This window comes from Mesohalobacter halotolerans, assembly GCF_006120725.1.
Taxonomy (GTDB): Bacteria; Bacteroidota; Bacteroidia; order Flavobacteriales; family Flavobacteriaceae; genus Psychroflexus; species Psychroflexus halotolerans.
Genome location: NZ_SWMU01000002.1, coordinates 330,058 through 354,665 on the forward strand (window position 1 = coordinate 330,058; position 24,608 = coordinate 354,665).

The 24,608-nt window shown below is 35.0% G+C and carries 22 protein-coding genes; 10 read left to right on the forward strand and 12 right to left on the reverse strand.

Annotated elements, in window-relative coordinates:
- Positions 1-172 precede the first annotated feature (172 nt).
- Entirely contained in the window at positions 173-268 is a 96-nt protein-coding gene (locus tag FCN74_RS12195) for a type II toxin-antitoxin system RelE/ParE family toxin (protein WP_246062585.1), read from the forward strand.
- 121 nt (positions 269-389) lie between these two features.
- Here FCN74_RS12195 and FCN74_RS06055 read toward each other — a convergent pair whose 3' ends face one another.
- Positions 390-1,460 carry a M42 family metallopeptidase gene (locus tag FCN74_RS06055; RefSeq protein ID WP_138931698.1) on the reverse strand — a complete coding sequence of 357 codons (1,071 nt, stop codon included), beginning with the start codon at positions 1,458-1,460 and terminating at the stop codon, positions 390-392.
- 93 nt (positions 1,461-1,553) lie between these two features.
- On the opposite strand from FCN74_RS06055, the gene FCN74_RS06060 reads away from it, so the two are divergent.
- Positions 1,554-2,264 carry a DUF4294 domain-containing protein gene (locus FCN74_RS06060; protein ID WP_138931699.1) on the forward strand — a complete coding sequence of 237 codons (711 nt, stop codon included), beginning with the start codon at positions 1,554-1,556 and terminating at the stop codon, positions 2,262-2,264.
- Here FCN74_RS06060 and FCN74_RS06065 read toward each other — a convergent pair.
- Together FCN74_RS06065 and FCN74_RS06070 are read right to left on the reverse strand one after the other, a co-directional pair.
- Entirely contained in the window at positions 2,261-3,514 is a 1,254-nt protein-coding gene (locus tag FCN74_RS06065; RefSeq protein ID WP_138931700.1) for an ammonium transporter, read from the reverse strand. The two genes, FCN74_RS06060 and FCN74_RS06065, sit on opposite strands and share 4 nt — an antisense overlap.
- A gap of 13 nt (positions 3,515-3,527) precedes the next feature.
- Entirely contained in the window at positions 3,528-3,866 is a 339-nt protein-coding gene (locus tag FCN74_RS06070; protein ID WP_138931701.1) for a P-II family nitrogen regulator, read from the reverse strand.
- Positions 3,867-4,444: 578 nt separating this feature from the next.
- Between FCN74_RS06070 and FCN74_RS06075 the strand changes: the two genes are divergently transcribed.
- Positions 4,445-5,278 carry a UDP-2,3-diacylglucosamine diphosphatase gene (locus FCN74_RS06075; protein ID WP_138931702.1) on the forward strand — a complete coding sequence of 278 codons (834 nt, stop codon included), beginning with the start codon at positions 4,445-4,447 and terminating at the stop codon, positions 5,276-5,278.
- Between the two features lie 258 nt (positions 5,279-5,536).
- Here FCN74_RS06075 and FCN74_RS06080 read toward each other — a convergent pair whose 3' ends face one another.
- The 4 genes from FCN74_RS06080 to FCN74_RS06095 all read right to left on the reverse strand — a co-directional run bounded on the left by FCN74_RS06080 (position 5,537) and on the right by FCN74_RS06095 (position 9,748).
- Positions 5,537-5,782, reverse strand: coding sequence for a GIY-YIG nuclease family protein (locus FCN74_RS06080; RefSeq protein ID WP_317128768.1), 246 nt, complete (start codon positions 5,780-5,782; stop codon positions 5,537-5,539).
- Positions 5,783-6,175: 393 nt separating this feature from the next.
- Entirely contained in the window at positions 6,176-7,291 is a 1,116-nt protein-coding gene (locus FCN74_RS06085) for a hypothetical protein (protein WP_138931703.1), read from the reverse strand.
- Between the two features lie 71 nt (positions 7,292-7,362).
- Positions 7,363-9,123 (reverse strand): TonB-dependent receptor, encoded by a 1,761-nt coding sequence (locus tag FCN74_RS06090; protein ID WP_138931704.1) that lies wholly within the window; start codon positions 9,121-9,123, stop codon positions 7,363-7,365.
- Positions 9,124-9,361: 238 nt separating this feature from the next.
- Positions 9,362-9,748: a pyrophosphohydrolase domain-containing protein gene (locus FCN74_RS06095; RefSeq protein WP_138931937.1), complete on the reverse strand. Its 387-nt coding sequence runs from the start codon at positions 9,746-9,748 to the stop codon at positions 9,362-9,364.
- A 180-nt stretch (positions 9,749-9,928) separates the two neighbouring features.
- On the opposite strand from FCN74_RS06095, the gene FCN74_RS06100 reads away from it, so the two are divergent.
- Complete coding sequence (locus FCN74_RS06100) at positions 9,929-10,462, forward strand: hypothetical protein (protein WP_138931705.1); 534 nt, start codon at positions 9,929-9,931, stop codon at positions 10,460-10,462.
- A gap of 3 nt (positions 10,463-10,465) precedes the next feature.
- Here FCN74_RS06100 and folK read toward each other — a convergent pair whose 3' ends face one another.
- A complete protein-coding gene (gene folK / locus FCN74_RS06105; protein WP_138931706.1) occupies positions 10,466-11,587 on the reverse strand; it encodes a 2-amino-4-hydroxy-6-hydroxymethyldihydropteridine diphosphokinase in 1,122 nt (373 codons plus the stop codon).
- 150 nt (positions 11,588-11,737) lie between these two features.
- Between folK and FCN74_RS06110 the strand changes: the two genes are divergently transcribed.
- The 3 genes from FCN74_RS06110 to porT all read left to right on the forward strand — a co-directional run bounded on the left by FCN74_RS06110 (position 11,738) and on the right by porT (position 13,898).
- Positions 11,738-12,388 carry a queuosine precursor transporter gene (locus tag FCN74_RS06110; protein WP_138931938.1) on the forward strand — a complete coding sequence of 217 codons (651 nt, stop codon included), beginning with the start codon at positions 11,738-11,740 and terminating at the stop codon, positions 12,386-12,388.
- A gap of 70 nt (positions 12,389-12,458) precedes the next feature.
- The gene (ubiE, locus tag FCN74_RS06115; protein ID WP_138931707.1) at positions 12,459-13,187 is read left to right on the forward strand and encodes a bifunctional demethylmenaquinone methyltransferase/2-methoxy-6-polyprenyl-1,4-benzoquinol methylase UbiE; all 729 of its coding nucleotides are present in this window, start codon (positions 12,459-12,461) and stop codon (positions 13,185-13,187) included.
- Between the two features lie 3 nt (positions 13,188-13,190).
- Complete coding sequence (gene porT / locus FCN74_RS06120) at positions 13,191-13,898, forward strand: type IX secretion/gliding motility protein PorT/SprT (protein WP_138931708.1); 708 nt, start codon at positions 13,191-13,193, stop codon at positions 13,896-13,898.
- On the opposite strand, the gene FCN74_RS06125 is transcribed toward porT, so the two are convergent.
- On the reverse strand, positions 13,885-14,625 hold the full coding sequence (locus tag FCN74_RS06125; protein ID WP_138931709.1) for an RNA methyltransferase: 741 nt from the start codon (positions 14,623-14,625) through the stop codon (positions 13,885-13,887). The genes porT and FCN74_RS06125 overlap by 14 nt on opposite strands.
- 83 nt (positions 14,626-14,708) lie before the next feature.
- Here FCN74_RS06125 and tamL point away from each other — a divergent pair, with 83 nt between their 5' ends.
- Positions 14,709-17,207, forward strand: a complete 2,499-nt coding sequence (gene tamL / locus FCN74_RS06130) for a translocation and assembly module lipoprotein TamL (protein ID WP_246062572.1) — start codon at positions 14,709-14,711, stop codon at positions 17,205-17,207.
- Here the strand turns inward: tamL and FCN74_RS06135 are convergent.
- From FCN74_RS06135 to FCN74_RS06145, 3 genes are read right to left on the reverse strand one after another with little or no spacing between them, the layout of a single operon-like run.
- The gene (locus tag FCN74_RS06135; RefSeq protein ID WP_317128769.1) at positions 17,179-17,766 is read right to left on the reverse strand and encodes a phosphatase PAP2 family protein; all 588 of its coding nucleotides are present in this window, start codon (positions 17,764-17,766) and stop codon (positions 17,179-17,181) included. The genes tamL and FCN74_RS06135 overlap by 29 nt on opposite strands.
- Positions 17,766-17,981 carry a hypothetical protein gene (locus tag FCN74_RS06140; protein WP_138931712.1) on the reverse strand — a complete coding sequence of 72 codons (216 nt, stop codon included), beginning with the start codon at positions 17,979-17,981 and terminating at the stop codon, positions 17,766-17,768. Before FCN74_RS06140 ends, FCN74_RS06135 begins: the two co-directional genes overlap by 1 nt.
- Positions 17,982-18,003: 22 nt before the next feature.
- Positions 18,004-19,347 carry an MATE family efflux transporter gene (locus FCN74_RS06145; RefSeq protein WP_394348023.1) on the reverse strand — a complete coding sequence of 448 codons (1,344 nt, stop codon included), beginning with the start codon at positions 19,345-19,347 and terminating at the stop codon, positions 18,004-18,006.
- Between the two features lie 442 nt (positions 19,348-19,789).
- On the opposite strand from FCN74_RS06145, the gene FCN74_RS06150 reads away from it, so the two are divergent.
- Both FCN74_RS06150 and FCN74_RS06155 read left to right on the forward strand, forming a co-directional pair.
- Entirely contained in the window at positions 19,790-23,062 is a 3,273-nt protein-coding gene (locus FCN74_RS06150) for a SusC/RagA family TonB-linked outer membrane protein (protein WP_138931714.1), read from the forward strand.
- Between the two features lie 11 nt (positions 23,063-23,073).
- Positions 23,074-24,585 carry a SusD/RagB family nutrient-binding outer membrane lipoprotein gene (locus FCN74_RS06155; protein ID WP_138931715.1) on the forward strand — a complete coding sequence of 504 codons (1,512 nt, stop codon included), beginning with the start codon at positions 23,074-23,076 and terminating at the stop codon, positions 24,583-24,585.
- Positions 24,586-24,608 lie beyond the last annotated feature (23 nt).

Sequence of the window (24,608 nt, forward strand, 5' to 3'; positions counted from 1 at the left end):
ATTTATTCAAACCATCCATATCCTTTATTTTACAATCCTATTTTTTTAGGCTTTTTTCTACTAGTATCCTATTTATCATTGGCGGGTATATTTTGCTTAAAAATCCACTAAAAGAAATTAATTGGCTTTATGGTTACCGTACCAAAATCTCAATAAATAATCACTTAAAGACATTGCCCGTTACCTTTTTAAGGGTAGCGGCAATCCTAAACCTTTGAGACACAAATACGATGGATATAGGTCTAACCGTATAGACAGAGTGCAATAACTTATTTACAGATACGAAAAAAACCAAATATCGATTGCCAGATGTAGGTTTCACTATGACTGATAAAAGCTTTAATTATAACCTGTATCAATATGTCTAATGTAAGGATTTACATTCTCTCTTACTTAAAATAACTAAAATCATCACCAAAATCAATGTTTAGTAAGGATTGGTAGATAAGTTCAATCACGGCTTCCACATCATTTTTATGTACCATTTCTACGGTAGTATGCATATAACGCAGTGGTAGAGAGATTAAAGCTGAAGCCACGCCACCATTGCTATAGGCAAAAGCATCGGTATCGGTACCAGTCATTCGGCTTGCCGCCATGCGTTGAAATGGAATCTCATGACTTTCTGCCGTTTCAATTAACATTTCCCTTAAATTATTTTGAACCGCCGGCGCATAACTAATCACCGGTCCATCCCCTATTTTGGTCAGTCCTTCTTTCTTTTTATCAATCATAGGAGTCGTTGTGTCATGACACACATCGGTGACGATAGCCACGTTGGGTTTTATAGACTGTGTGATCATTTCTGCGCCACGCAAACCGATTTCCTCTTGAACAGAATTGGTGATATAAAGTCCAAAAGGAAGTGTTTTGTTGTTTTTCTTTAATTTTTTAGCCACTTCTGCAATCATAAATCCACCCATTCTGTTATCTAAAGCACGGCATACAAATTTATCTTTGTTGAGCACAAAGAACTCATCGGGATAGGTAATTACACAGCCAACATGAATGCCGAGGGCTTTAACCTCATCTTTTGTAGAACAACCTACATCGATGCAAATATTATCCAACTGTGGGGCTTTTTCATTAGATTTATCTCGCGTGTGAATTGCCGGCCAGCCAAAAACGCCTTTGACAATACCATTTTTAGTATGGATGTTCACTCGCTTTGAAGCCGCAATTTGATGATCGCTACCGCCATTTCTTATTACATAAATCAAGCCTTCGTCAGTAATGTAATTGACATACCAAGAAATTTCGTCAGCATGACCTTCGATAACTACTTTATATTGAGCTTCAGGATTTATCACACCCACAGCTGTACCATAAATATCTGTAATAAATTCATCAACGTAAGGCTTTAAGTAATTCATCCAAAGTTTCTGCCCTTCAGATTCATAGCCTGTAGGTGAGGCATTGTTTAAATATTGCTCTAAAAATTTGAGTGATGTCTTATCCATAAAACGTAAAATTTTGAGCTAAATTAATCAATTTTAAAAGACTTACTGAAGATAAAAGTCTAATTTTGGAATAATTTTTGGAGAATTATATTTATGAAATTTACCCTATTTACGTTTTTAATCTGCAGTAGTTTTATTCAGGTTTTACATGCTCAAATTAAAGAGTATGTCCCAGAATCTAAAGATAAGACGGCACCAAAAGAAATGATTATCATAGAACATGATACTTTGGTTGTCAATGAGATTACTTTAGATGAAGTGATTGTCTTCCAACCATTAAGATTTGAATCAAAATCTGAATATAAAACATATCTTATTTTAAAACGCAAAACTAGAAAAGTATGGCCTTATGCCGTTTTGGCTGCAGAAAGACTTGAGACTTTAAATGCCCGATTAGAACAATTAGATTCTAAACGAAAAAAGCGTCGTTACACCAAGCGTATTCAAAAATATATCGAAGGCAAATTTACCGATCGTCTCAAAAAGCTGACTAAAACCGAAGGGCAAATCCTAGTTAAATTGATGCACCGACAAACCGGTATCACAACTTTTGATTTGGTCAAAGAGTTAAAAAGCGGATGGCGCGCCTTTTGGTACAATACCACCGCGAGTTTATTCAATATTTCACTCAAAGAAAAATATGATCCTTATAGCGTAAAAGAAGATTATTTAATCGAAGACATCCTCAGGCGATCTTTTAAAGACGGTGTGCTGGACAATCACGATCCGGCTTTTGAAATTGACTATCTCGACCTTGTAGAGTTATGGCAAAACAAAAAAACTGAGGCTCAACAAGCCGATTAGTGATCATTAAGTCCAAAATCTGCATAAGCATCCATGCCGTGTTCATGGATATCCAGACCTTCGACTTCTTCACGTTTTCCAACGCGAACACCTACCAATTTATCGACTAAACTGATTACAATAAAAGCCGACACAGAACAAAATACACCAATCACAAAAACACCTATCAACTGGTAAGCCAATTGATAAAAGCCGGCTTTATCTCCAAAAATTCCAACCGCTAAAGTTCCCCAAAAGCCGCAGAACAAATGTACAGCTACAGCACCAACAGGATCATCGAGCTTCAGTTGATCGATCCAGCTTACGGCATAAACCACTATAGCGCCTGAAATAATCCCTATGGCAATAGATTCTAATGGTGACATCAAATCGGCACCTGCTGTAATACCGACGAGCCCACCTAAAATACCATTCATAAACATTGTAATATCAAAGTTTTTAAATTTTATAGCTGATACGACAAAAGCCCCCAAACCACCAGCGGCTGCCGATAAACTTGTGGTGACTAAAACTAAAGATGTCAATGCAGGATTGGCACTTAATACCGAACCGCCGTTAAACCCAAACCAGCCTAACCATAAAATTAAAACCCCCATGGTTGCTAATGGTATATTGTGGCCGGGAATCGCTTTAGAATTTTTGTTTTGGTCAAATTTACCCAATCGAGCACCCAAAACAATAATGACAATCAATGCCGCCCAACCGCCTACAGAATGCACAAGCGTTGAACCGGCAAAGTCATAAAATCCACCTTCTTTGCCAAAAACTTCACCAAGACTTGAGAGAAAGCCGCCACCCCATTGCCACGAACCAACAATTGGGTAAACGACAGCGATATAAATGATGCTAAACAGCATAAAAGCATGGATCTTTATACGTTCTGCCACGGCTCCGGATACAATTGTTGCCGCTGTTGCCGCAAACATCCCTTGAAACAAAAAGTCGGTCCAATAGGTATAGCCACCATCTGCGTATGAAAATAAGTTGCCATTTTTCGGAGATTCTATACCAAATCCCGCAAAGCCTATATATCCATTAAAATCGCCGGGATACATCAAACCAAAGCCTACGACGTAGTAAACCACTAGCCCGCCGCAAATGATAAATAAATTTTTAAATAATATGTTTATCGTATTTTTTTGACGTGTCAGTCCGGCTTCTAATAATGAAAACCCCAAGTGCATAAAAAATACCAAGGCGGTGCAAATCATCATCCAAACGTTGTTTGCCGTAAATAGTGACTGTTCCATAGTTGAGATTTTTTTAGTTAATAGCTTTGTTTCCCTTTTCTCCGGTTCGTATGCGTATGGCGTCAGAAATTTCTGAAACAAATATTTTACCGTCACCCACATCGCCGGTCTTTGATGCAGCGATTAAAGTCTCCAGAGTTTTGTCTAAAAATTCATCGGAAACGACAATGACCAAATAGCGTCTTTGGATATCTGTTGTGCTATAGGCTACGCCACGATATACATGTCCTTGTTCTTCATTACCAACACCAGTTACATCCCAGTAGCTAAAAAAATTAACCTCAATATCATGCAATGCCTTTTTGACGGCATCGTATTTGGATTTTCGAATGATGGCTTCTACTTTTTTCATGACAAAAATTTTCGCCAAATTTATTGTATATTTTTATAATCCCCTACAATTTTTTATACTTTAAACTCATTTTTATTATTTTTTAAATTTTAACCCCTTATTTTATAGGGGTAATTAAAATATATTACAATATTTAAGGTTTTGTTATTGTTAACGCATTCCAGGCGTAAATATAGAAACAAGGTTGTGACGCCATAGATATGCAACGACATTGCGAGGTCAATTTATCTGCCAACAGCAGGCAAAATGACCGTGGCAATCTTGGGGTATTTTGAGTTATTTGTGGGTGTTGATAAGGCATTAGTTTTCAATTCAACAGATTGCTTCGTCGTGCCTCGTTCTCGATAAAAAACGGGACAGGCGCCATGACGGTGTTACTTCAACTCAAAAGATGGCGTCGTCCTAAGCCCTAAAATTGACAGGTTTTCTTTGACTATCAATCCTTATGGATTTAGGGTTAAACTTAATAAACTGCTAACCTTCGAAGTGACTTTTTTAACATTGGCGCTACATAAGCGTAATAATAGCTTGACTTTATTTTTTTTAAAATATTGTTTATTTGATAAAACCTCAATACCTTGACACAAAAACGACACGTACAACTTGCAGTAATTTCAGATGTTCATTTAGGAACCTTTGGCTGTCACGCCAAAGAACTACTTCAGTACTTGAATTGTATTCAACCTAAAACTTTGATACTCAACGGAGATATTATAGATATCTGGCAGTTTAGAAAAAATTACTTTCCAAAATCACACCTTAAAATCATTCAAAAAATTATCAGTTTATCAGCTTCCGGCACTGAAGTCATTTACCTCACCGGCAATCATGATGAAATGCTTAGAAAGTTTAGTGATATTAAAATTGGGAATTTATCTGTTGTCGATAAAAAAGTGATGGATCTCGATGGCAAAAAGGCATGGTTTTTTCACGGTGACGTCTTTGATGTCTCTATTCAACAAGCCAAATGGTTAGCCAAACTTGGTGGCTGGGGTTATGATTTACTCATATTGTTGAATCGGTTTATAAACTTTTGGTTGATAAAATTTAAACGCGAGAAATTTTCGCTGTCTAAAAAAATTAAAAATTCAGTTAAAAAAGCTGTCAAATATGTCCAGGACTTTGAAAATGTAGCTTCTGACCTGGCCATTGAAAATGGGTATAAATATGTGATTTGTGGCCATATCCATCAGCCTCAGATGGTTCGTAAGGTCAATCATGAGGGCACTTGCTTATATCTGAATTCTGGGGATTGGGTCGAAAATCTGACAGCTTTAGAATACCATGATAAAAAATGGAATTTGATCAAGTTTGACGAGCTTCACTTAAAGACCAATATCGAGCAATCTTCTGATGAGGGTACTTCAGATTTGTTAACGGCAATAACTATTATTTCAAAATTAAAAGGTTAATTTGATAAGGCAGATTTTGTTGGTTTTGAAACAATTCAAAAGTTGGCATCGTCCTATCGTCCTTCCCAATAAAAACGAGATAGGCGCAATAACGGTGGCATTTCAAATCAACAGATTGCTTCGTCGTGCCTGCTTACCGATAAAAAAGGGACAAGTGCAATGACGGTGGTATTTTTTAGCTTTTATAATTTATTAAAAAATCAACCATCAAAATAAAATAACCACCCATCAGATAAATCTTTCCATTCAGGGTTTTCTTTATTTATCAGGTCTATCTTTTTTTGTCGACTGCCGGCTTTTATTTGTTTTTCCCTTTTGAATAGCTTCATTTATATCTCTAAATTCTTCATAATAGACTAACTTATTACAGTTGTATCGTTTTGTAAATCCTTTAAATATTCCAGTTTTATGTTGATAAATTCTTTTGAGTAGGTTTGATGTAACACCAGTATAAATAACGCTGTTGTTCTTATTTTTAAGTAAATATGTGTAAGATTTTTTCATTTTGTTAATCAAATAGAAATTAAAATTAAAAAAGTTTTTTTAACCGTCATTGCGAGGTCAATTTATCTGCCAACTGCAGGCAAAATGACCGTGGCAATCTTGGGATAATTGAGTTCTTTGTGGGTGTTGAAAACGAGTTAGTTTTCAGTTCTAAAGATTGCTTCGTCCTATCGTCCTTCCCAATAAAATCGAGACAGGCGCCATGATAATGTAATGTTCCGTCACTATGAGACTCAGTCTTGAGCCATTGCATTCTGTTTTATTTAAGTTCAGGAGTGACGTTAAAATCATACGACGTCAGTTCGAGTGCCGAGTTTGGAAAACTCGGTGTATCGAGAAATGTATGTGTTGTAAGAAGTGCCGTAAATATTTCACTAAATTTATTTACGAAAACTAACCGATAAATAGATTTATGATCTCTTCTCTGATACTTGGGTTCGCACCTGCAGCAAGCGCCACAGAAATCAGTAACCCGAGCATTGCCGAACCGAAATCTCTTAGCGTGAGTTTAAATGCTTTTCTTTTGTGTCTTGTTCCTTTTTTCTTTCGCGCAAAGCTGATGGCAATTTCACGACCGCCAATTATACCAAGGAAAATCCATGTCGTACTCATGGGTACTGTGGAGATAAAAAGTTTATAAATCAATAGAATAACATAAGAGAAATCCACCAAAGTCGCTGCTCTCACATCAGAAATTCTTGCTTTTTCACTTACGATTTGCTGTATTTTATCTCCTCTAAAGTAGAAGAGTAAGCCGAGCCCGATAAAAATTGTAGCGGAGAAAATCACAAATTGATATAACTCCAGTTGTCTTGGTAAAAATACTGCGATATTGGCGCCATCTTGCATAATCCAAACCGACCAAAGTGAACCACTGACAAACCATTGGATATAAGTCCAAGTCTTGTTAAAACGTCTAGATTTAAAGTGTTTTCTGATTAAGTTATATCCGAGGTTCCAAATTAAAAAGGAAAGAATAAATGCCAGGATATATCCCGTCCAACTCTTATAAACCACAGAAGTAATTCCAGAAGATGAAGCGCTAAATACACTGAGCAAGAGAAATGTCGTGGAGACAGGCATTCTCAATCGTGTAAGTATCAACAAAACTAATGGTGCTATAATTTGAAAAAATGAAAATTCTTCAGGATGTGGATAGGGTGTTGTCCCATCAGGCTTTAATAAACGCTGAAAGGTGATATCACCGTCAAAAACAATCCAGCTGTAAGTTACTGTAGCGAGAAATATTGTACCGATAAACAACCAGAGATACCACCATTTTTTATCAGAATTACTTTCTATAAACGTCCCAATAGTTTGAATACTATCATTGGCAACAGCTGCGTAAGCTGCAAAGAAGAATCCAATCCACATGGCGATTTGCCAATTATAGGCTGTAGAAGCCCCAGCAAGAATAAAGCCAGTGATAATGATGATTAGGAAATTCTTTTCCTCTACAAAAAAGTCAAAGAGTTTTAGATTTGGTCTGGTATTATTTCTTTTCCCCATGCTTTAGCTATAAGTCATCGCAAATCTAAGTGGTGTTTATCTTTCTAATGTTTCCAAAACGTTAAGAAATTTTACCAATCAAATTGATAAGACAAGCCACCCAAAATTTGTAAGCCTTGAACTTGGAAATTACGCCATTGCTCATAGTTATCGCCAATTAAGTTATTTCCGGTCACAAAAAGACCCAAACGTTCATTCAGCTGATAATCTACACCAAAATTTACATCTATAAAACTGTCTACAGTCGCTGAAGTTAAGCCTATACCATCGGCGGGTAAATTTGTATACCGGACGCTTTCCCGATCACCAACAAAAAAGAGGGTCGAATGCAAATACCACTTCTCACCGATTTGGTAGTTTGCATGCAAATCCAATTTTATTTCAGGCAAATAAGAGGCTTCGGGTAAAATATCTACCGAATAATTAAAATAATGGGCCGAAAGACCGATGTTAAAATCATCAAAAGCAGCATAATTGACTTCAGCATTCAGCCCCAGTGTTGTTAAATCGTCGTATAACAACCCAAATGAATTTGAATATTCAAAATTATTTTCTGGCTGAAAAGGTAATATTCCGGCCACTGTTTGGTTCTCTGTAAAAAAAGCATAATTGTTCTCTTGTTTGTAAAATGCTTTAAGATTGTAACTTAAACTTGCGATTTTACCATTTAAACCGGTAAAACCTGAAATAGAATTATCGGTAGGCTGTAAAAGTAGCGTTGGTGAGACAAACGGGTTTTGATTGACGATACTCTGGTAAGAATTTTGATTTAAATCGCCATCAGCACCGGCGTAAAACACAATCTCATCGCTATACTTGTAAGCAGCTTTAATTTTAGGATAGATAAAAAATTCGGTATCACTTAATTCTATGTCGTTGAGTACAGTGGCTTTCAATCCCAGGTCTAAATTGATATCACCAAATTCAAATTGCATTGAGGGTTGAGCTGATGCCGTTAAAAAACCATAATCTATACTTAGCTGTGGTTGATTGAAAGCTTGATCAAAACTTCCAGTGAGATAGTTTAAATCTGCCTCAAAATCTAATATCTGATCAGTCAAATAAAATTGAAAATCACTACTCAGGTCGATTTGATTTTCAGCTGAACCGTAATCGTCTGTAAAGTTTTGAAAGTTGAGTTTAACAGTTTTAACTAAGCTGTTTTCAAATTCGAGCTGTCCATAAGCGCTCAAGCCCAAATAAGTTTGCAAAGTGTCTATGCTTGAAATATCGGTGCCAAATATTTGAAAATTATCTTGAAAAACACTAAGGATTTCTTGGTCAAAGCCATACCAATTATAACGCTTATAGTCTACACCTAAACCGGCTTCCCAATTGAAATAGCGTTCTGCAGATTGTAGGTTGAGGTCTAATGTTGAATCTAAAAAACCATCGTCAGTTAGTGAACCATCGATACCACCAGAAGACGACAAGTGATCAAATTCTATATTTAATTTCTGATATCGACTTAAGAACAAGCTCCCATAAAACTGTCCTAAAATATTAGTAAAATTACCGGCGCCCACTCTGGCATAATTTTGATAATTGTAAGGTTTGGCTTGAGGTCTTACTGACCCAGCTCTTCCTTTTGTAGGTGTAAAAGTTGAAGCTACAGGCACAGAAAATATGCTGTAATCCACATCTATTTGGGCACTTTTGATAGAGTCTGATATTCGGGGTTTTGATTTCACTTTAAACGCATCATTCAGGGTTGGTGAATACTGTTTAACGATAATGAGTTTTTCAGTTTTGATGGTATCATTATCTTTCTGAGCAAAGAGACTGACAGAAGCAATACAAAAAAGAAAAAGACTATATTGTTTTAAATTCATATATGACAAATTAACTCTACAAATAACGGATTTTGATCTATGATATAACTCCTAAAATCTGCGAATATTTTAAACATTAGCATAAAATAGGGCGATTTTCAATTCTGCCTTAAATAATTTAGTGTGTACTTTTTTTTTGCATTATCCAAAAAAGTAACCAAATACGCTAGGCATACCATAACAATATTACTTAAAAACATTAATTGATATTATTCCGGGTGATATTAGTCTGTTTTGCTTATGAGTCTAATATACGTTTAATATCAGGTTTAAAATAATTAGGACCTTTGAGCACTTTACCGTCTTCACGATATACAGGTTTACCATCTTCACCGAGTTTACTCATATTGCTGCGCTGTATCTCATCAAACACCTCTTCTATTTTGTCTTGCATACCGTGTTCTATGATGGTGCCACAAAGAATATATAACATATCACCCAAAGCATCAGCAACTTCAATCAAGTCGTTGTTTTGTGCAGCGTGAAAATATTCTTTATTTTCTTCTTTCATCAAGTTAAATCTGAGCTTGTTTTTATCTTTGCCTAAACTTGCTGTTGGCTTGTTTTTAATGCCTAAGCCAAAAGCATCGTGAAAGTTTTGGACGGCTTTGATTGGTTTTTTAATCATATTTTTGGTATTGATTTTAATAAATTTAATAGGCTTCAAATCTAAGGCATTTGAATGAAATAATACATCCTCAATTTCTGAGATTTAAAGAATTCATCGTGCTTTTTCACGAACTCGATGAAAAAAATTTAAATTAAGCGTTGATTAAATATTGTTTATATTTATAAAAAAAAAATTATGAGAGTCTATTTCGTTTTACTTATCAGCTTAGTTTCTTTAACTGCAATTTCTCAGGAATATGTGTTACGCGATGAAAACCAAACAGATAAAACCTATATTCAACAGTTTATACAGCAGTCAATTGCACAGGATATGTTAAAAGAAAACCCGCTCGTCATTGTTGATGATAAGGTAGTGACTCATTCTAAAAAAGTTATCCAGCTTGATTTTTTTAAATCAGATATCATGAAGATCAGTTTTAAGCCTAAAAATCAATCTGAGTGGATTAAAAAATACGGAGCTCAAGCTGTAAATGGGGTGATAGAAATATCAACTCGTCCTTTTTATGCTAAACCTATAAATACAGTAAAAGGTTATGCAGAAGAGAATATTTTATTTATGGTTGATGGTAAGGTGGTTTCACAAGAAGATATTCACGACCTGCAACCCAATGATATTGACAATATAGAAGTGGTCAAAAATAAGATTTTGATAAAAAAAGAAACCTCAAAAGATTACGATGGCATCATCAAAATAAGGCTTAAAGAATGAGAGTTAAGTTTTAAAAATCAAATCGATTAGTTTTAAATAATCGCTTCTGTTGTTGACGAAATCATAGTTTGAAAGATCTATGATTTTTGTAGTAAAACGGTTTTGGTTTTTGATAAAGTCAAGGTAACCGGCATTTATTTTTTCAAGATATTCAGCATCTATGTTTTGTTCATAAGAGCGACCCCTTTTTTTAATATTATCGAGTAATCGCTCGGTATTTTGATAAAAGTAAACGTACAAGTCTGGTTTAGGAATGTCCCGGTACATGATATCAAACACCTTTTTGTAGAGATCCAATTCTTTGGGTTGAAGCGTTACACGAGCAAAGATGAGACTTTTATACAAATCGTAGTCGGCTACACTCAAATCTGAAAACAAATCAAGCTGAGAGATATCATCAACAAGTTGTTGGTGTCTGTCTGCCAAAAACGCCATCTCAGTTGGAAACGCATAACGTTTGGGATCTTTGTAAAACTGGGGCAAAAAGGGATTATCTTTAAAGCGTTCTAAAATGAGCTTGGCATTGTAATCTTGAGCAAGCATTTGAGCAAATGTCGTTTTTCCGGCGCCAATATTGCCTTCTATACATAAATAATTAATTTTTGTTTGAGGATAAGTTTTGGATTTAAGTTGAAAATCTGTTTTTAAAATTTTACTCTTAGAATCAAGCTTTTGCTTTAAATTTAAAATGCTCTCGCCCAAGATAGGATGCTTTTTATCTGCTGCGATGTCTGACAAAGGAAATAATACAAAATCGCGTTTACTCAACTCAGGGTGTGGAACTTTTAAATGTGTATCGTCGATACAGTCATTTTCATAAAACAAAATATCTAAATCGATATTCCTATTTTGATAGCCCTCATTACTTCGTATTCGACCTAATTTATGTTCTATGTACTGAATAGCGTTTAAAACTTGAGGTGGACTGAGTATTGTTTTTATTTTGATACAAGCGTTTAAAAAAGCATTCCCATTAAAACCCCATGCCGGAGTTTCGTAGACATTAGAGAGCTTTTCGATGTGACCAATGTGTTCAAATATATCATCAATGGCCTTTTGTAAAAATTGTTGACGTTGACCTTGGTTACTACCTAAAGCTATGTAAACGCTCTTGAGTGTATTCAATGTGTTAAGAAAATTTTACCTAATGATGAGCGATAATTTTTAACAAAAACTCGCTGTGCAAAGCTACAACCCTTTATTTTTGCCTGCAAGAAAAACTGATAAGCCATTTTGAATTCGTCTCAACAACAAAAACAAGCGCTATTCATTTATATGATTTTGGCCGCTCTGTTTATAGCTTCTTTGGTTGCTTCCAACCTTATTTTTAAAAAATTCTTTGTGTGGGACTTTTTTGGGGTGTACACTTTTGAAATATCCGTTGGCATTCTGCCTTACCCACTTACATTTTTGATTACAGATAGCATTAGTGAAATCTATGGCAAAAAAAAGGCAAATCAAGTAGTAACCGTCGGTATATTTGCTTCACTTTTTTCTTTGCTCATCATTTTAGTTTCAAACCAAGTTAGCGCGAGTTCGAGCTCGCCTGTTCAAGATGATATGTTTAATCAAGTCTTTGGATCGACCGGTATCGCGGTTTCAGCATCGATGATTGCCTATCTTTTAGCACAATACATTGATATTTCTATTTATCATTTTTGGAAAAGAATGACCAAAGGCAAATACCTTTGGTTAAGAAACAACTTTTCTACCTTTAGTTCTCAGTTTATGGATACCCTAGTCGTTGTAGGATTGCTGTGTAGTTTTGGTGAAATCTCATGGGACAAATTTGGCACTCTTCTGCTATCGGGGTTTTTATTTAAAGTCATTGTTGCGCTTTTAGACACACCACTACTCTATCTTATTGTTTATGCGTTTAGAGAGCGTTTTAAACTTAAAATAAATCAAGAAATTCAATTGGATTAAATGAAACTAAAAAGCCTTTTGAAAATCAAATAAGCTCAAACTGAAAGCTTATATTTGCCAAAATTTTTGCATGCACAAATCGGTTACACCATACAAAGGCTCTAAAGACCAAAAGAAAAAGCAGGTCGAGAGTATGTTTGATAAAATTTCTACCAATTATGATGGACTGAATCGCGTGATTTCTTTTGGCATTGACCAATCCTGGCGAAAAAAAGTCATCGCAATGGTCAAAGCCTCTGGTGCAAAATCGGCATTGGATATTGCGACAGGTACCGGTGACTTGGCCATCGCACTCGCTAAACATAAAGTAGAAAAAGTTGTCGGCTTAGATATTTCTAAAGGTATGCTGGATGTGGGCCGACAAAAAATTAAGGCACAACAGCTATCCAAACAAATTAAAATGGTTCAGGCTGATTCTGAAAATCTTCCTTATGAAGACAACAGTTTTGATGCGATAACCGTTGCATTTGGGGTCAGAAATTTTGAAAATTTAGACCGTGGTTTATCTGAAATTTACCGCGTTTTAAAACCTAAAGGTATTTTTGTTGTCTTAGAAACTTCAAACCCGACAAAATTTCCATTTAAACAAGGATATTACATTTACACTAAATATATCTTACCTACAATCGGAAAACTATTTTCAAAAGACAAAAGTGCTTATACCTATTTATCTGAAAGTGCTTCTGTTTTTCCTTTTGGTGAAGCCTTCAACAATATTTTGAAAAAAAATGGGTTTATAGAGGTAAAGCATTATCCACAAACCTTTGGGGTTTCAACAATTTACAAAGCTTCAAAATAATTTATGAGACTAACAGTTAGCATTCTATTGATATTGTTTTTAGGGCTCTCCGAGGGCTACAGTCAAGGTTTTTTTAACAAAGAAAAGGTCGAGAATAATCGAAATTATCTCGATCAACGCAAATGGTCTTGGGGCTATTATTTAGGGTTTAATAGTTTAGATTTTAAAATTGACCGTATAGCAGAAAGTGAAGCCGTACTTGTTACCAAAAACGTAGGTTTTAATGTAGGTTTAATAGGAAACTATAAATTGAATAATTACTTAGATTTGAGATTGGAGCCTGGTGTTATTTTTTCAAATCGGGATTTAAATTTTACTGCTTTTGGCAATGATGACGTTGCGGCCTTAAGAGAAACCAAAGCGGCCTATGTCTATGTTCCACTGGTATTAAAGTTCTCTACCAAAAGGCTAAATAATTTTAAACCTTTTGTCACAGGTGGTATTGGAATAGCCCACAATTTAAGTAGTAACCAAGACAATCCAGATGATAATTCGGCAGGTCAGTTTAGAATGAAAACGACCAATTATTTTTATGAAGTCGGTTTTGGTATTGACTTTTATCTGGAGTATTTCAAATTTACACCTTCGATTAAAGGTGTGTTTGGGTTAAGCAATGAATTGATTAAAGATAATAATCCTGACAGTCCATGGACTAGCAATCTTGACGAAATCAATACGAGAGGTATATTTATCAATTTTACCTTTCAATAGTTCGCCGTTTAAATTCACTTAGCATAATAGACGTGGCCATAGCCACATTAAGGCTATCGGTTTCTTTGTGTTTGCCAAATTGTGGAATACTCAAAGTGTTTTCTACTAATGCTTGTAGCGGATATGATATGCCGTGTGACTCGCTTCCCATGAGTAAGATTGCCTTTTTGTCTAGTTCAGTTTTGTAAATTGATTGACCATTCATGTCTGCAGCATAAATTGGTAAACTCGTTTGAGACAATACCGCTTTCAAGTCTTGGTAATACAATTTAACCCTGGTTAAGGAGCCCATAGAAGCTTGAACAACTTTGGGGTTATAACAATCTACAGTTTCTTCTGAACAGACTATTTTTTTTATACCAAACCAGTCACATAACCTAATGATTGTCCCGAGATTGCCGGGATCTTTTACGCCATCTAAAGCCAAAGTCAGGTCTTTTATCTTTAGGGGTTTAGGGGTTTTAATTTTAAACACCCCTACTGCGACTTGGGGCGAATTTAAAAAGCTAATTTTTTTAAGGTCTTTAGGGCTGATGATATTGACGGTTTGATTTTTTACCGAAAATACATCAGCGATACTGTAAAGACTTTTTAAAGAATAGTTGCTGTTTAAAAATTCTTTGATCACCTTTATACCTTCAACTACAAAAAGCCCGTTCTTATGTCTGTATTTTTTATATTTTAGGCTATTAATTAATTTTTGTTGACTTTTGCTTATTGAATGCATAGCTTTATTTTAAACACTTACAATACAGATTGAAAAACAGATTGACAAAAATATCATTTCTTTTTGGCATAATACTATTTTTTGTGTCTTGTAATTCTACAAAGCGCGTTGCTGATGATGAATTTTTGTTGACTGAAAACACTATTGATACTGGTGTAGATAGCATAAATGCCAATACATTAAAGCCTTTTTTAAGCCTTAAACCCAACTCAAAATTTTTATTTGGAATACCTTTAAAACTCTATATTTATAACTGGGGAAAACCTAAGCCAGACTCCCTTTTTGTGGATTGGCTCAAGAAGAACCCTAATAGAGAAAACCGTTGGAGTAATTTTTTGTCTGAGCGGCAGTTAAAAAATTTGGGAGAATTTTACGTTGATATCCACGAAGGAAGACGTAAAAATGGTGAACCGCCAAGTATTATCACTGATAAAAAGCTCGAACAATCCAGAGAGAGACTTAAGTCTTGGTATTGGAATAGAGGCTGGTTTGATGCTGAAGTTAATTACGATATCAAAAAAGACACACTCAATCAAAAAGCTAAAGTCAACTACAAGATTACCCCAAATCGACCTTATATCATCGATAGCATAAGTTATAACATAGCTTCACCAGTTGCAGACTCTGTTTATAATACCATCAAACCAATGGCATTGATCAAAGAAAAGCAACTGTTTAATTCTCAAAATTTTGAAGGTGAAAGGCTACGCATAGAAAAGTATTTTAGAAATCATGGTTTGTACCATTTTGATAGAGATTACATCAGCTTTATTGCGGACAGTTTAAACGATAATTCTAGACAACTAGACATAGAGTTGAACATTAAAAATCGTGAAAAAAAAGTACTTGATACAGCATTTCAAGTCCCTTTTAAAGTGCACAAAATTAGTCAAGTGAATGTGTTTACTGACTATAAAAACAAATCTAAATACATCGCAAAAGATTCTGTATCGTACAACAATATTACGTTTTATGCAGAAGATAGGGTTAAGATTAATCCTAAAATATTGGCTGATGCTATTTTTATTGAAAAGGGACAACTTTTTAGTGATGAAAAGAGAAAAAATACCTACAACAGGTTTTCAAACATCCGGATATTTGATTATCCCAACATTAACTATCAAAAAGACCCGAGAACACCAGGCGAAGACAATTTGATTGCCAATATTTTTCTCACCCCAAAGAAGCGTTTTGGGTTTACACCAAATTTTGAAGTCTCCCAAAGTAATATTCAGGATTTTGGGATTGGTGTCAATACTTCATTTTTGGCTAGAAATGCGTTTCATTTGGCCGATATTTTGGAGTTGTCCTTTAGGGCCAATTTAGGTTCGTCGAAAGATGCAGCAAGTAGCCAAGACCAATTTTTTAATATCACAGAATTGGGCGGAAATTTGAGTTTGAGCATTCCTAAAATATTATTTCCGTTTACCCAATCTATTATTAAGAAAAATATGCAACCTTTTACCAGAGCAACTTATGGATTTAACACTCAACAAAATATCGGTTTAGACCGACAAAATCATACTTTAAAATTTGACTATAATTGGAAACCAAACCAGAAGATATCAAATAGGTTTTCATTACTTGATTTCCAATTTGTTAACAATCTTAACATCAATAATTACTTTAATATATTTACCAATTCTTACAGGGATTTAAACGGGATTGCTCAAGACAATATTTTTGAAGTCAATGCTAATTTTATAGATCAGGATACAGGTAATCTTATCATTTCAAGTGGTACTGATGGTTTTATTGATCAAGTACAAAATAATGAAGTTGATTTAGAAGTTGAAGAACAGCAATTATTTAATTCAATTGTCGAACGAAAAGACCGTTTAACAGAAAACAATCTTATCATCGCTAGCAATTTTAATTTTGATTATTCGACGCGTGAAAACATAGACGACGAAGATTATTATCAATTTAGGTCAAGATTTGAGTTAGCTGGCAACTTATTACAAGGTCTTGGCAGCGCATTAGATTTAAACAAAAACGATAATGGTGATTTTACATTGTTTGATGTCCCTTTTTCTCAATATGCAAAAGTTGAATTAAATTACATCAAGCATTGGGATTTGGGTGATCAAAATATTATTGCCACACGGGCTTACGGTGGGATTGCTTTGCCTTATGGTAATTCGCGTTCTATTCCTTTTGCACGAAGTTTTTTTGGAGGCGGTCCTAATGATAACAGAGGTTGGCAACCTTACGACCTTGGTCCAGGAAAAACTAACGGTGTTAATGATTTTAATGAGGCTAATTTTAAATTATCGTTTAATTTTGAATACCGCTTCAATGTGTTTGGCAATTTAAATTCGGCCCTTTTTGTGGATGCAGGCAATATTTGGAATGTGGCTGACAATGTAACAAATAAAGACGCTACTTTTGATGGGTTTCAAGATTTGGAGGATTTATCCATAGCAACAGGATTTGGATTTCGCTACGATATCAGCTTTTTTGTCATTCGCTTGGATTTTGGATTTAAAACCTATAATCCGGGTGATCCTGAGCAAAGGTGGTTTAGCGATTATAACTTTAGAAATATGGTCTTTAATTTTGGGATAAACTATCCGTTTTAAGGGATTTGTACTTTTTCTGAGCAAACTTATTTAGATAATAACAGCCTGTTCCAATTGTGGTGCCTACTAGCATCCCTGTCAAAACATCACCGGGATAATGTACACCAACATATATTCTGCTATAAGACACCAATAAAGCCCAAATGATTAAGGCTGTAAAACTATACTTGTAATGGTTTTTAAAGATTAAGCCTAAAAAGATAGCCAGCGCAAAAGAACTCGTCGCATGTCCTGAGAAATACCCATAAGAACCACATTCTGCAACAAATCGACCTAGCCCTTCCAATCTTGGCTCCCCACAAGGTCTTAAGCGCATAACACTGTGTTTTACAGCATAAGACAATTGATCGGTTAGGGTTATCATTAAAGCTACAACCAAAAGGGTAATTACTGTTTGTTTGACACCAAAATTTTTAAAGAGTAAATAAATTAATAGCAAATACAAAGGAATTGAAGCCCATTTGTTGGTAATGATGAGCCATAACGTATCAAATCTTGTTGAACCTAAATTGTTTAAATAAAGAAAAATAGATTGGTCTAATTCGATTAAAGTGTCCATCAGCTATCGTATTGTTCAATTTCTGAATCGTAAAAATCAAAGGCTTCTTTTACCAGAGTGTCGTACTCGCCCTTAGCTTCTTCTTCATCAAAATTTTCCCAGAATTCGAGTTCATCTGTATTGATGTTGAGAATAAATCTTGGAAAATCTGTATGAATGACATAAAATATATCATTTTCAGCATTGTCAGCTAGTAAAAACCTAGGATACTTCATAAATTAAAGTTTTAATGCAAACTTAGTATTTTTTTAAATAGCGATGTGAGACTTTGTAAAAGCGGATATACAACAATAATGCAGAAGCAGATAATCCGGCTAGTAAGCCAAGCCAAATACCATCGCTCCCCAACTGTTCTTGTTTTCCAAAATAATAGGATATTGGAAAACCGATAAGCCAATAAGAAACAAAACAGATAAATGTTGGAATTTTGACATCTTGTAGACCGCGCAGCGCCCCCAAAATACCAGCTTGTAGTCCGTCACTGATTTGAAATAATGCAGCGACAACAAGCAGACTAGCCGCAATCCGAATAACTTCAATATCATCGATATAGAACTCAGGCAACACATTTTTAAAGACGATAAATAGCAATGCAAACACAATTTCTATACATAAAATTTGTAGAAATATGGAGTGAGCTATGCGCTTCATGTCAAAAAACTGCTTCTTCCCTTTTTGGTTAGCAACCCGGATTGTAGCTGTTACGCCCAAACCAACAGCAACCATAAATGTCATTGAAGCCAAGTTCAAAGCAATTTGGTTGGCTGCTTGAGCCTTTGCCCCAAGCGTTCCTGCGAGTATAACAGAAGCAGTAAAAATTCCGCCTTCAAACAACATCTGTAGAGCTGTTGGAAAACCCAAAGACAAAAGTCTCTTAAATATTTCTGTATTGATTTTCTGTATGAGTTTAGAGAAGTAGGGTTTTAATTGCGATCTGGACTTTAAAATAAAAACTATAAGGATAAGCATGATTAGCCTTGACGATAAGGTTGCAATCGCAGCGCCTTCCACTTCAAGTCTTGGAAAAATCCATTTCCCATAGATTAAAAAATAATTCAATACAATGTTTGTAAAGTTGGCTATAAGTGTAGCATACATCGCGTATTTAGTTAAAGACAAGCCATCTGCAAACTGCTTAAAACCTTGAAAAATCATGAGTGGAATAAGTGAAAACGCGACGATGTTTAAATAGGGGAATGCTATTTTTACAACTTCTGCCGGTTGGTCAAGTTGATACAACACAGGCTTGATAAAGTAAATCAATGCAAATAATAAAATACCATTGATGCTGCACATAATAACTCCATTTTGAAATACACGTCGACCGCGTGTAAAATTTTGTTCTCCATCCGCCTCAGCAACCAAAGGCGTGATAGCGAAACTAAACCCAATCCCTATAAATAAAGCAAAAAACACCAAAGTATTACCTAAGGAAACTGCTGCTAAAGGCTCTGCACCTAACCGACCAATCATGATATTATCGACCAGACCTACCAAGACATGACCTAATTGACCAAGCATAATAGGCACGGCCAAGCTAAAGTTTTTTGGAAATTCCCTTAAATAGGTTTTAAACATCAAGAAAAATTTGAGTGCAAAAATAATTGTTTAAACTCCTAAATAAAATAAGTCATGTTATATTTATGTATTTAACCCTTCAATAGAAAAATTGTAACTTTCATAACTTAAAAGTCCTTACGATTTCTTTTTACAGGCATAGTAAAAAATTTCCAAATAAAACTTGTGCATGCAGTTTTTTATTTCATTCAACATCTGTTAAAATAATATCGAATATGTTAAAATAATTAACATAAATTGATATGATTTATCTATCAGTCATAGTTTATTACTATCGTATTGGACGCAACTGTTTTGTAAACCACAGATTACTAGGGGCTTATTTAACAGGTGTTCAAAAAAACTTCTTTATTTTAATGTAAGCGAAATGAGCAGCATGAAATGATTAAGGCTTAACACATAAAATTTATACATTCGTGTGCGTTAATAAAAAAACAATCAATTTATGAAACAATTAGACTTGACTCGAATCACGTTTATTTTATTTTTATTGTTTTCTGTTTCTCTTTTCTCTCAAGAAAAAAGGACAATAAGCGGTAATGTTGTCGATGAACAAAACGTTCCTCTTCTCGGTGCAAATGTTATTATTAAAAATACCAACCCACCTCGAGGAACTACAACCGATTTTGATGGTAACTTCACCTTAGAAGTAATAGCTACTGATAAAAAAATCGTTATCTCTTATTTAGGTTACCAAAAAAAGACAATATCTATTGTAGGTAAAGATGAGTTTTCTATTCAACTTCAACCGGGTAATCAATTAGATGAAGTTATTGTTACCGCTTTAGATATAAAACGTGACGAAAAATCGCTTGGTTACGCTGTACAAAGCTTAGATTCAAAAGAAGTTAGTGATGTTAAGGTCACCAACATCTCCAATAAACTACAAGGTAAAGTTGCCGGGGTATTTGTTAATTCTTCTGGTAATGGTCCTACGGGATCTTCAAATGTGACTATAAGAGGTCAGACTTCATTGACAGGAAATAGTCAAGCGCTTTATGTTGTAAATGGTATTCCCATTACCAATGGTTTATTTTCACCAGGTGATGGATTAAATGGATCAACGACGATAGACTTTGGTAATTCTTCACAGGTGGTCAATCCAGATGACATCCAAAGTATTTCTGTTTTGAAAGGTCCAGCTGCTGCGGCTTTATACGGATCAAGAGCCGCTAATGGTGTGATATTAATTACAACAAAAAGAGGGTCTGATAAAGAAGAAGGTTGGAATTTAGAATGGAATCTTCAAACTGTAGCTAAAGACATTTTAAGACAACCAGATTTTCAAGATACATACGGTTTTGGTGGTTATGGTTTTTATAGCTACCGCTCTGGTGATATTTATACCAGTTTAAATGGCGTTAAGTACTATGATGGTTTTGGTGAAAATTGGGGTCCAAGAATGGATGGTCAATTAATTAAACAATTCAATTCAAACGGTGAACCTGTTCCATTTACGCCTGCTGAAGATAATTTTAATGATTTCTTCAATACCGGAGTAATGCTTTCAAATAATATTTCGGTCAGTAATAATTCTGAAGATGGAGATTTTAGACTATCTTATACATATTTAGATGATAATGATATTGTCCCAAATTCTGGAATTACTAGAAACACACTTTTTACGAGTGTAGGTAAAGAACTCTTTGATGATAAAGTTCAAGCTAGAGTTAACCTCTTTAATATCAGAACTTCATCAGACAATATCCCAAATGGAGGTTACGATGAAAGTAATTCTATCATGTATGGATGGCTTTGGTATCCCAGACAAGTTGGTATTGATGAGCTCAAACCCATATGGCGTGAAGGCCAAGTTGGTGAGCAACAACGCTATGTCGAAGAACTCTGGGTCAATAATCCTTGGTTATTAGCTAACGAAAATACCAATACGCATCAAGAAAATAGAATTATTGGTAATGCAACATTAAAATATGATTACAATGATAAGTTGAGTGTTAGAGCTCGGTATGGTGTCGATTTAAAAGATGAACAAAGACAGTTTAGAAGAGCTACCTCTACAAAAGCTATTCCAGGACAATTTGGAAGCTACAGAGAGGATGAAATTACATTTAGCGAAATTAACACGGAACTGATCATTTCCTACTCTGATATAGACAGAGACAAAAAATTCAATTATGATTTAAAGCTAGGTGGTAATATGATGAAGCAAAAAAGTAACATATTAAGTGCTGCAAACAATCAGTTGCTACTTCCTTCATTGTATACTTTAACCAACAATAGAGCTGAAGTACAAGTTGAAAACCCAAGAGCTGAAAAAAATGTCAATAGTATCTTTGGTTTTGCAAGTTTAAGTTGGGACGACTGGATTTATTTTGATGCCACGGCTCGAAACGACTGGTCAAGTACTTTACCACAAGATAACAACTCTTACTTTTATCCTTCATTTTCTTTAAGTACAATACTTTCAGAACAATTAGATTTAAGTGAGTCGGTTTTAGACTTTTTTAAATTAAGAGCAGCATGGGCACAAGTCGGTTCTGATACTAATCCTTACTTACTATCAAGAACTTATAACCCACAACCTCTATTTGGAGACAATCCAGCATTTTCAAACAATTCTTTTGCTGCAAATCCGGACTTAAAACCAGAACGTACAACCTCTTTTGAAGTCGGTACAGACATGAGGTTTTTTGAAAACAAATTAAAGTTTGATTTTACTTACTACAATATGTTGAGTAGCGACCAAATTATATTTTTACCTAGAGCAACAAGTAGTGGTAAACAAACGCAATTGGTAAATGCAGGTGAAATACGAAGTGAAGGTATAGAATTACAACTTGATATTACACCAATAGAAACAAAGGACTTTTCCTGGAATTCAGTAATAAATGTTGGTGCTAACGAAGCTATTGTTGAGTCTTTACCAGATGGCGTTCAAGACAGTTATCCAATTGTTTCTGATGTATTCCCAGGTGACGAAGGTTCTAGAAACTTAGAGCTAGTTGCTGTAGAGGGCATGAAATTAGGACAGTTAAGAGGTCTTGGTTTTCAACGTAATGAAGAAGGTCAAATTATACACGAAAATGGAATTCCTCAACTAACTGATGAAAAAGTTCTTGCGGGTTCTTATCAACCTGATGCCAGGATAGGTTGGCAAAATACATTTAGATATAAAAATTTCAGTTTTGGTTTCTTATTTGACAGTCAAGTTGGTGGTAAAATTTATTCTCGCGGTCATGCTTTGTTTAATACCGCTGGTACAATTACCAATGCAGATGATCCTAATTTAGATTTAACAACCCTTCAAGGTAGAGCTGAGTATAACATATCTTATAACACAGCTGGTGAACCCGTGTATTCTTTAAGACCTGGTACCGGGCAAGGCGTTATTGGACCAGGAGTTGATGTGGATGGAACACCAAATGAAACACCAGTTGCACCTAGGGATTATTTCTACGCCTATTATGGTAACCAATTTAATAGAGATAATATTGAGGCAGCAACTTATGATGCAGACTGGATAAAATTGAGACAAGTTATGCTATCTTATAATGTCCCCGGAGAATTCTGTGAAGAGTATGGCTTAGATAGTGTTCAGGTGTCTTTAGTTGGAAGAAATTTATTACTCATTACTGATGTTCCGACAATTGACCCTGAAACATACTCCATTAGAAACGGTATATTTGTCAATGGTTTTGGTAGTAACCCTCTACCATCTACTAGTACTTATGGTTTATCCTTAAACGTCAAACTTTAAAAAAGATATTTATGAAATTTAATATAAAAACAATATTTGCAATTATCTTAATTACAACCTTGAGTTGTGACGATAATTTTGAAAATGTCAATACTAATCCCAACCAGCCTGAAGAAGTCTCTTCTGATGTATTGATAACTAATGCAACGAGAAGTAGTATGAATTCCATGGTAACAGAGTCCTTCTTGTTATCTAACAACATAGCACAGATCAGTGCTAAAACATTAAGATCTGAAGTTGATGAATACAATTGGAATGCTTTTTCTACATTGTGGCTTCAGCAATATATAGCCTTAACCGACCTTGTTGATGCAGAAAATATTGCTGTAGAAAATGAGCAAGTAGCTAACCAGGCTGCTAGCATTGTCATGCAATCGTGGATATTTTATACCTTGACAATGGCCTATGGAGATATACCATATTCTGAGGCTATATCAGGATTAAACAGTGACAATTTTACGCCTGTTTATGACAGTCAGCAAGATATATTAGATGGTGCAAACGGTTTAATAGCACGTTTGGATGAAGCCATTAATTTATTTGGACAGACCAATTTGGATGTCGAAGGCGATTTAATTTATGATGGGAATACATCTCAATGGGTAAAACTCGCTAACGTCTTAAAGTTGAGAATTTTACTTCATTTAAGCAACAAGAGAGATGTTTCTTCAGAAATGCAAGCTGTTGTTAACAATGGCATGTTATTCTCTGGAAATGCTGACAATGCAACTTTAAATTATTTAAGTTCATTCCCAAACGATTTTCCATTATTTCCTTTAAAACAAGGTGATTTTGATGCTGTTGTTATGTCTGAATCTTCAGTAGAAAAATTTCAGGAATATAATGATCCGAGATTAGGCGCATACGCTAGGCCAGATAATGTCACAGATTTAGAAACTTTTGACAGCCCTGCAGCAACTTATAGCGGTGCAGAAAATGGAAGTGAAACAGGTGGATGCGATAAAGGCGGTTCACGATTAGGCGCAAGATACTATGACTATCCTGGACATCCTGTCGGTAGTGTTAGAGCTAATGGTATTATATCTACATATACTGAACAGGAACTCATTATAGCTGAAGCTATACAAAAAGGGATTTTGAATGGTAATGCTGAAAACCACTACAGAAATGCCATTGAAGCTAGTATGAATTACTACGATGTCAATTTAGACACCTTTGGATGGTCTTCTTTTAGTGACTTTTATGATAATTCAGGTGTAGCTTATGATAATACTTTAAATAAAATTTGGGAACAAAAATGGATAGCTCTCTTCTTCCATGGTATGGAGCCTTATTTTGATATCAGAAGAATGGTATTTGAAGCTAATGGAAATAGCGGATTTGATGTAAGTGCTTTGCCGTTCTTAAATGTGCCATGTGCCAATCAAAATGATGGTAACATGCCGGTAAGATTTTTATATCCAGGTGACGAACAGAGCTTAAATGCCGAAAACTATCAAGCTGCTGTTGATGCTTTAGGTGGTAGCAATAGTCAAAATGCTACACCATGGCTATTTGAATAACCTGGGTTTAAATACAAATAAAA

What these genes read in the sequence shown, in the direction of transcription:
- FCN74_RS06055 (WP_138931698.1), bottom strand. Translation starts at nt 1,460, where the DNA reads ATGGATAAGACATCACTCAAATTTTTAGAGCAATATTTAAACAATGCC.
- FCN74_RS06060 (WP_138931699.1), top strand. Translation starts at nt 1,554, where the DNA reads ATGAAATTTACCCTATTTACGTTTTTAATCTGCAGTAGTTTTATTCAG.
- FCN74_RS06065 (WP_138931700.1), bottom strand. Translation starts at nt 3,514, where the DNA reads ATGGAACAGTCACTATTTACGGCAAACAACGTTTGGATGATGATTTGC.
- FCN74_RS06070 (WP_138931701.1), bottom strand. Translation starts at nt 3,866, where the DNA reads ATGAAAAAAGTAGAAGCCATCATTCGAAAATCCAAATACGATGCCGTC.
- FCN74_RS06080 (WP_317128768.1), bottom strand. Translation starts at nt 5,782, where the DNA reads ATGAAAAAATCTTACACATATTTACTTAAAAATAAGAACAACAGCGTT.
- FCN74_RS06085 (WP_138931703.1), bottom strand. Translation starts at nt 7,291, where the DNA reads ATGGGGAAAAGAAATAATACCAGACCAAATCTAAAACTCTTTGACTTT.
- FCN74_RS06090 (WP_138931704.1), bottom strand. Translation starts at nt 9,123, where the DNA reads ATGAATTTAAAACAATATAGTCTTTTTCTTTTTTGTATTGCTTCTGTC.
- FCN74_RS06100 (WP_138931705.1), top strand. Translation starts at nt 9,929, where the DNA reads ATGAGAGTCTATTTCGTTTTACTTATCAGCTTAGTTTCTTTAACTGCA.
- FCN74_RS06110 (WP_138931938.1), top strand. Translation starts at nt 11,738, where the DNA reads ATGATTTTGGCCGCTCTGTTTATAGCTTCTTTGGTTGCTTCCAACCTT.
- ubiE (WP_138931707.1), top strand. Translation starts at nt 12,459, where the DNA reads ATGCACAAATCGGTTACACCATACAAAGGCTCTAAAGACCAAAAGAAA.
- porT (WP_138931708.1), top strand. Translation starts at nt 13,191, where the DNA reads ATGAGACTAACAGTTAGCATTCTATTGATATTGTTTTTAGGGCTCTCC.
- FCN74_RS06125 (WP_138931709.1), bottom strand. Translation starts at nt 14,625, where the DNA reads ATGCATTCAATAAGCAAAAGTCAACAAAAATTAATTAATAGCCTAAAA.
- FCN74_RS06135 (WP_317128769.1), bottom strand. Translation starts at nt 17,766, where the DNA reads ATGGACACTTTAATCGAATTAGACCAATCTATTTTTCTTTATTTAAAC.
- FCN74_RS06140 (WP_138931712.1), bottom strand. Translation starts at nt 17,981, where the DNA reads ATGAAGTATCCTAGGTTTTTACTAGCTGACAATGCTGAAAATGATATA.
- FCN74_RS06150 (WP_138931714.1), top strand. Translation starts at nt 19,790, where the DNA reads ATGAAACAATTAGACTTGACTCGAATCACGTTTATTTTATTTTTATTG.
- FCN74_RS06155 (WP_138931715.1), top strand. Translation starts at nt 23,074, where the DNA reads ATGAAATTTAATATAAAAACAATATTTGCAATTATCTTAATTACAACC.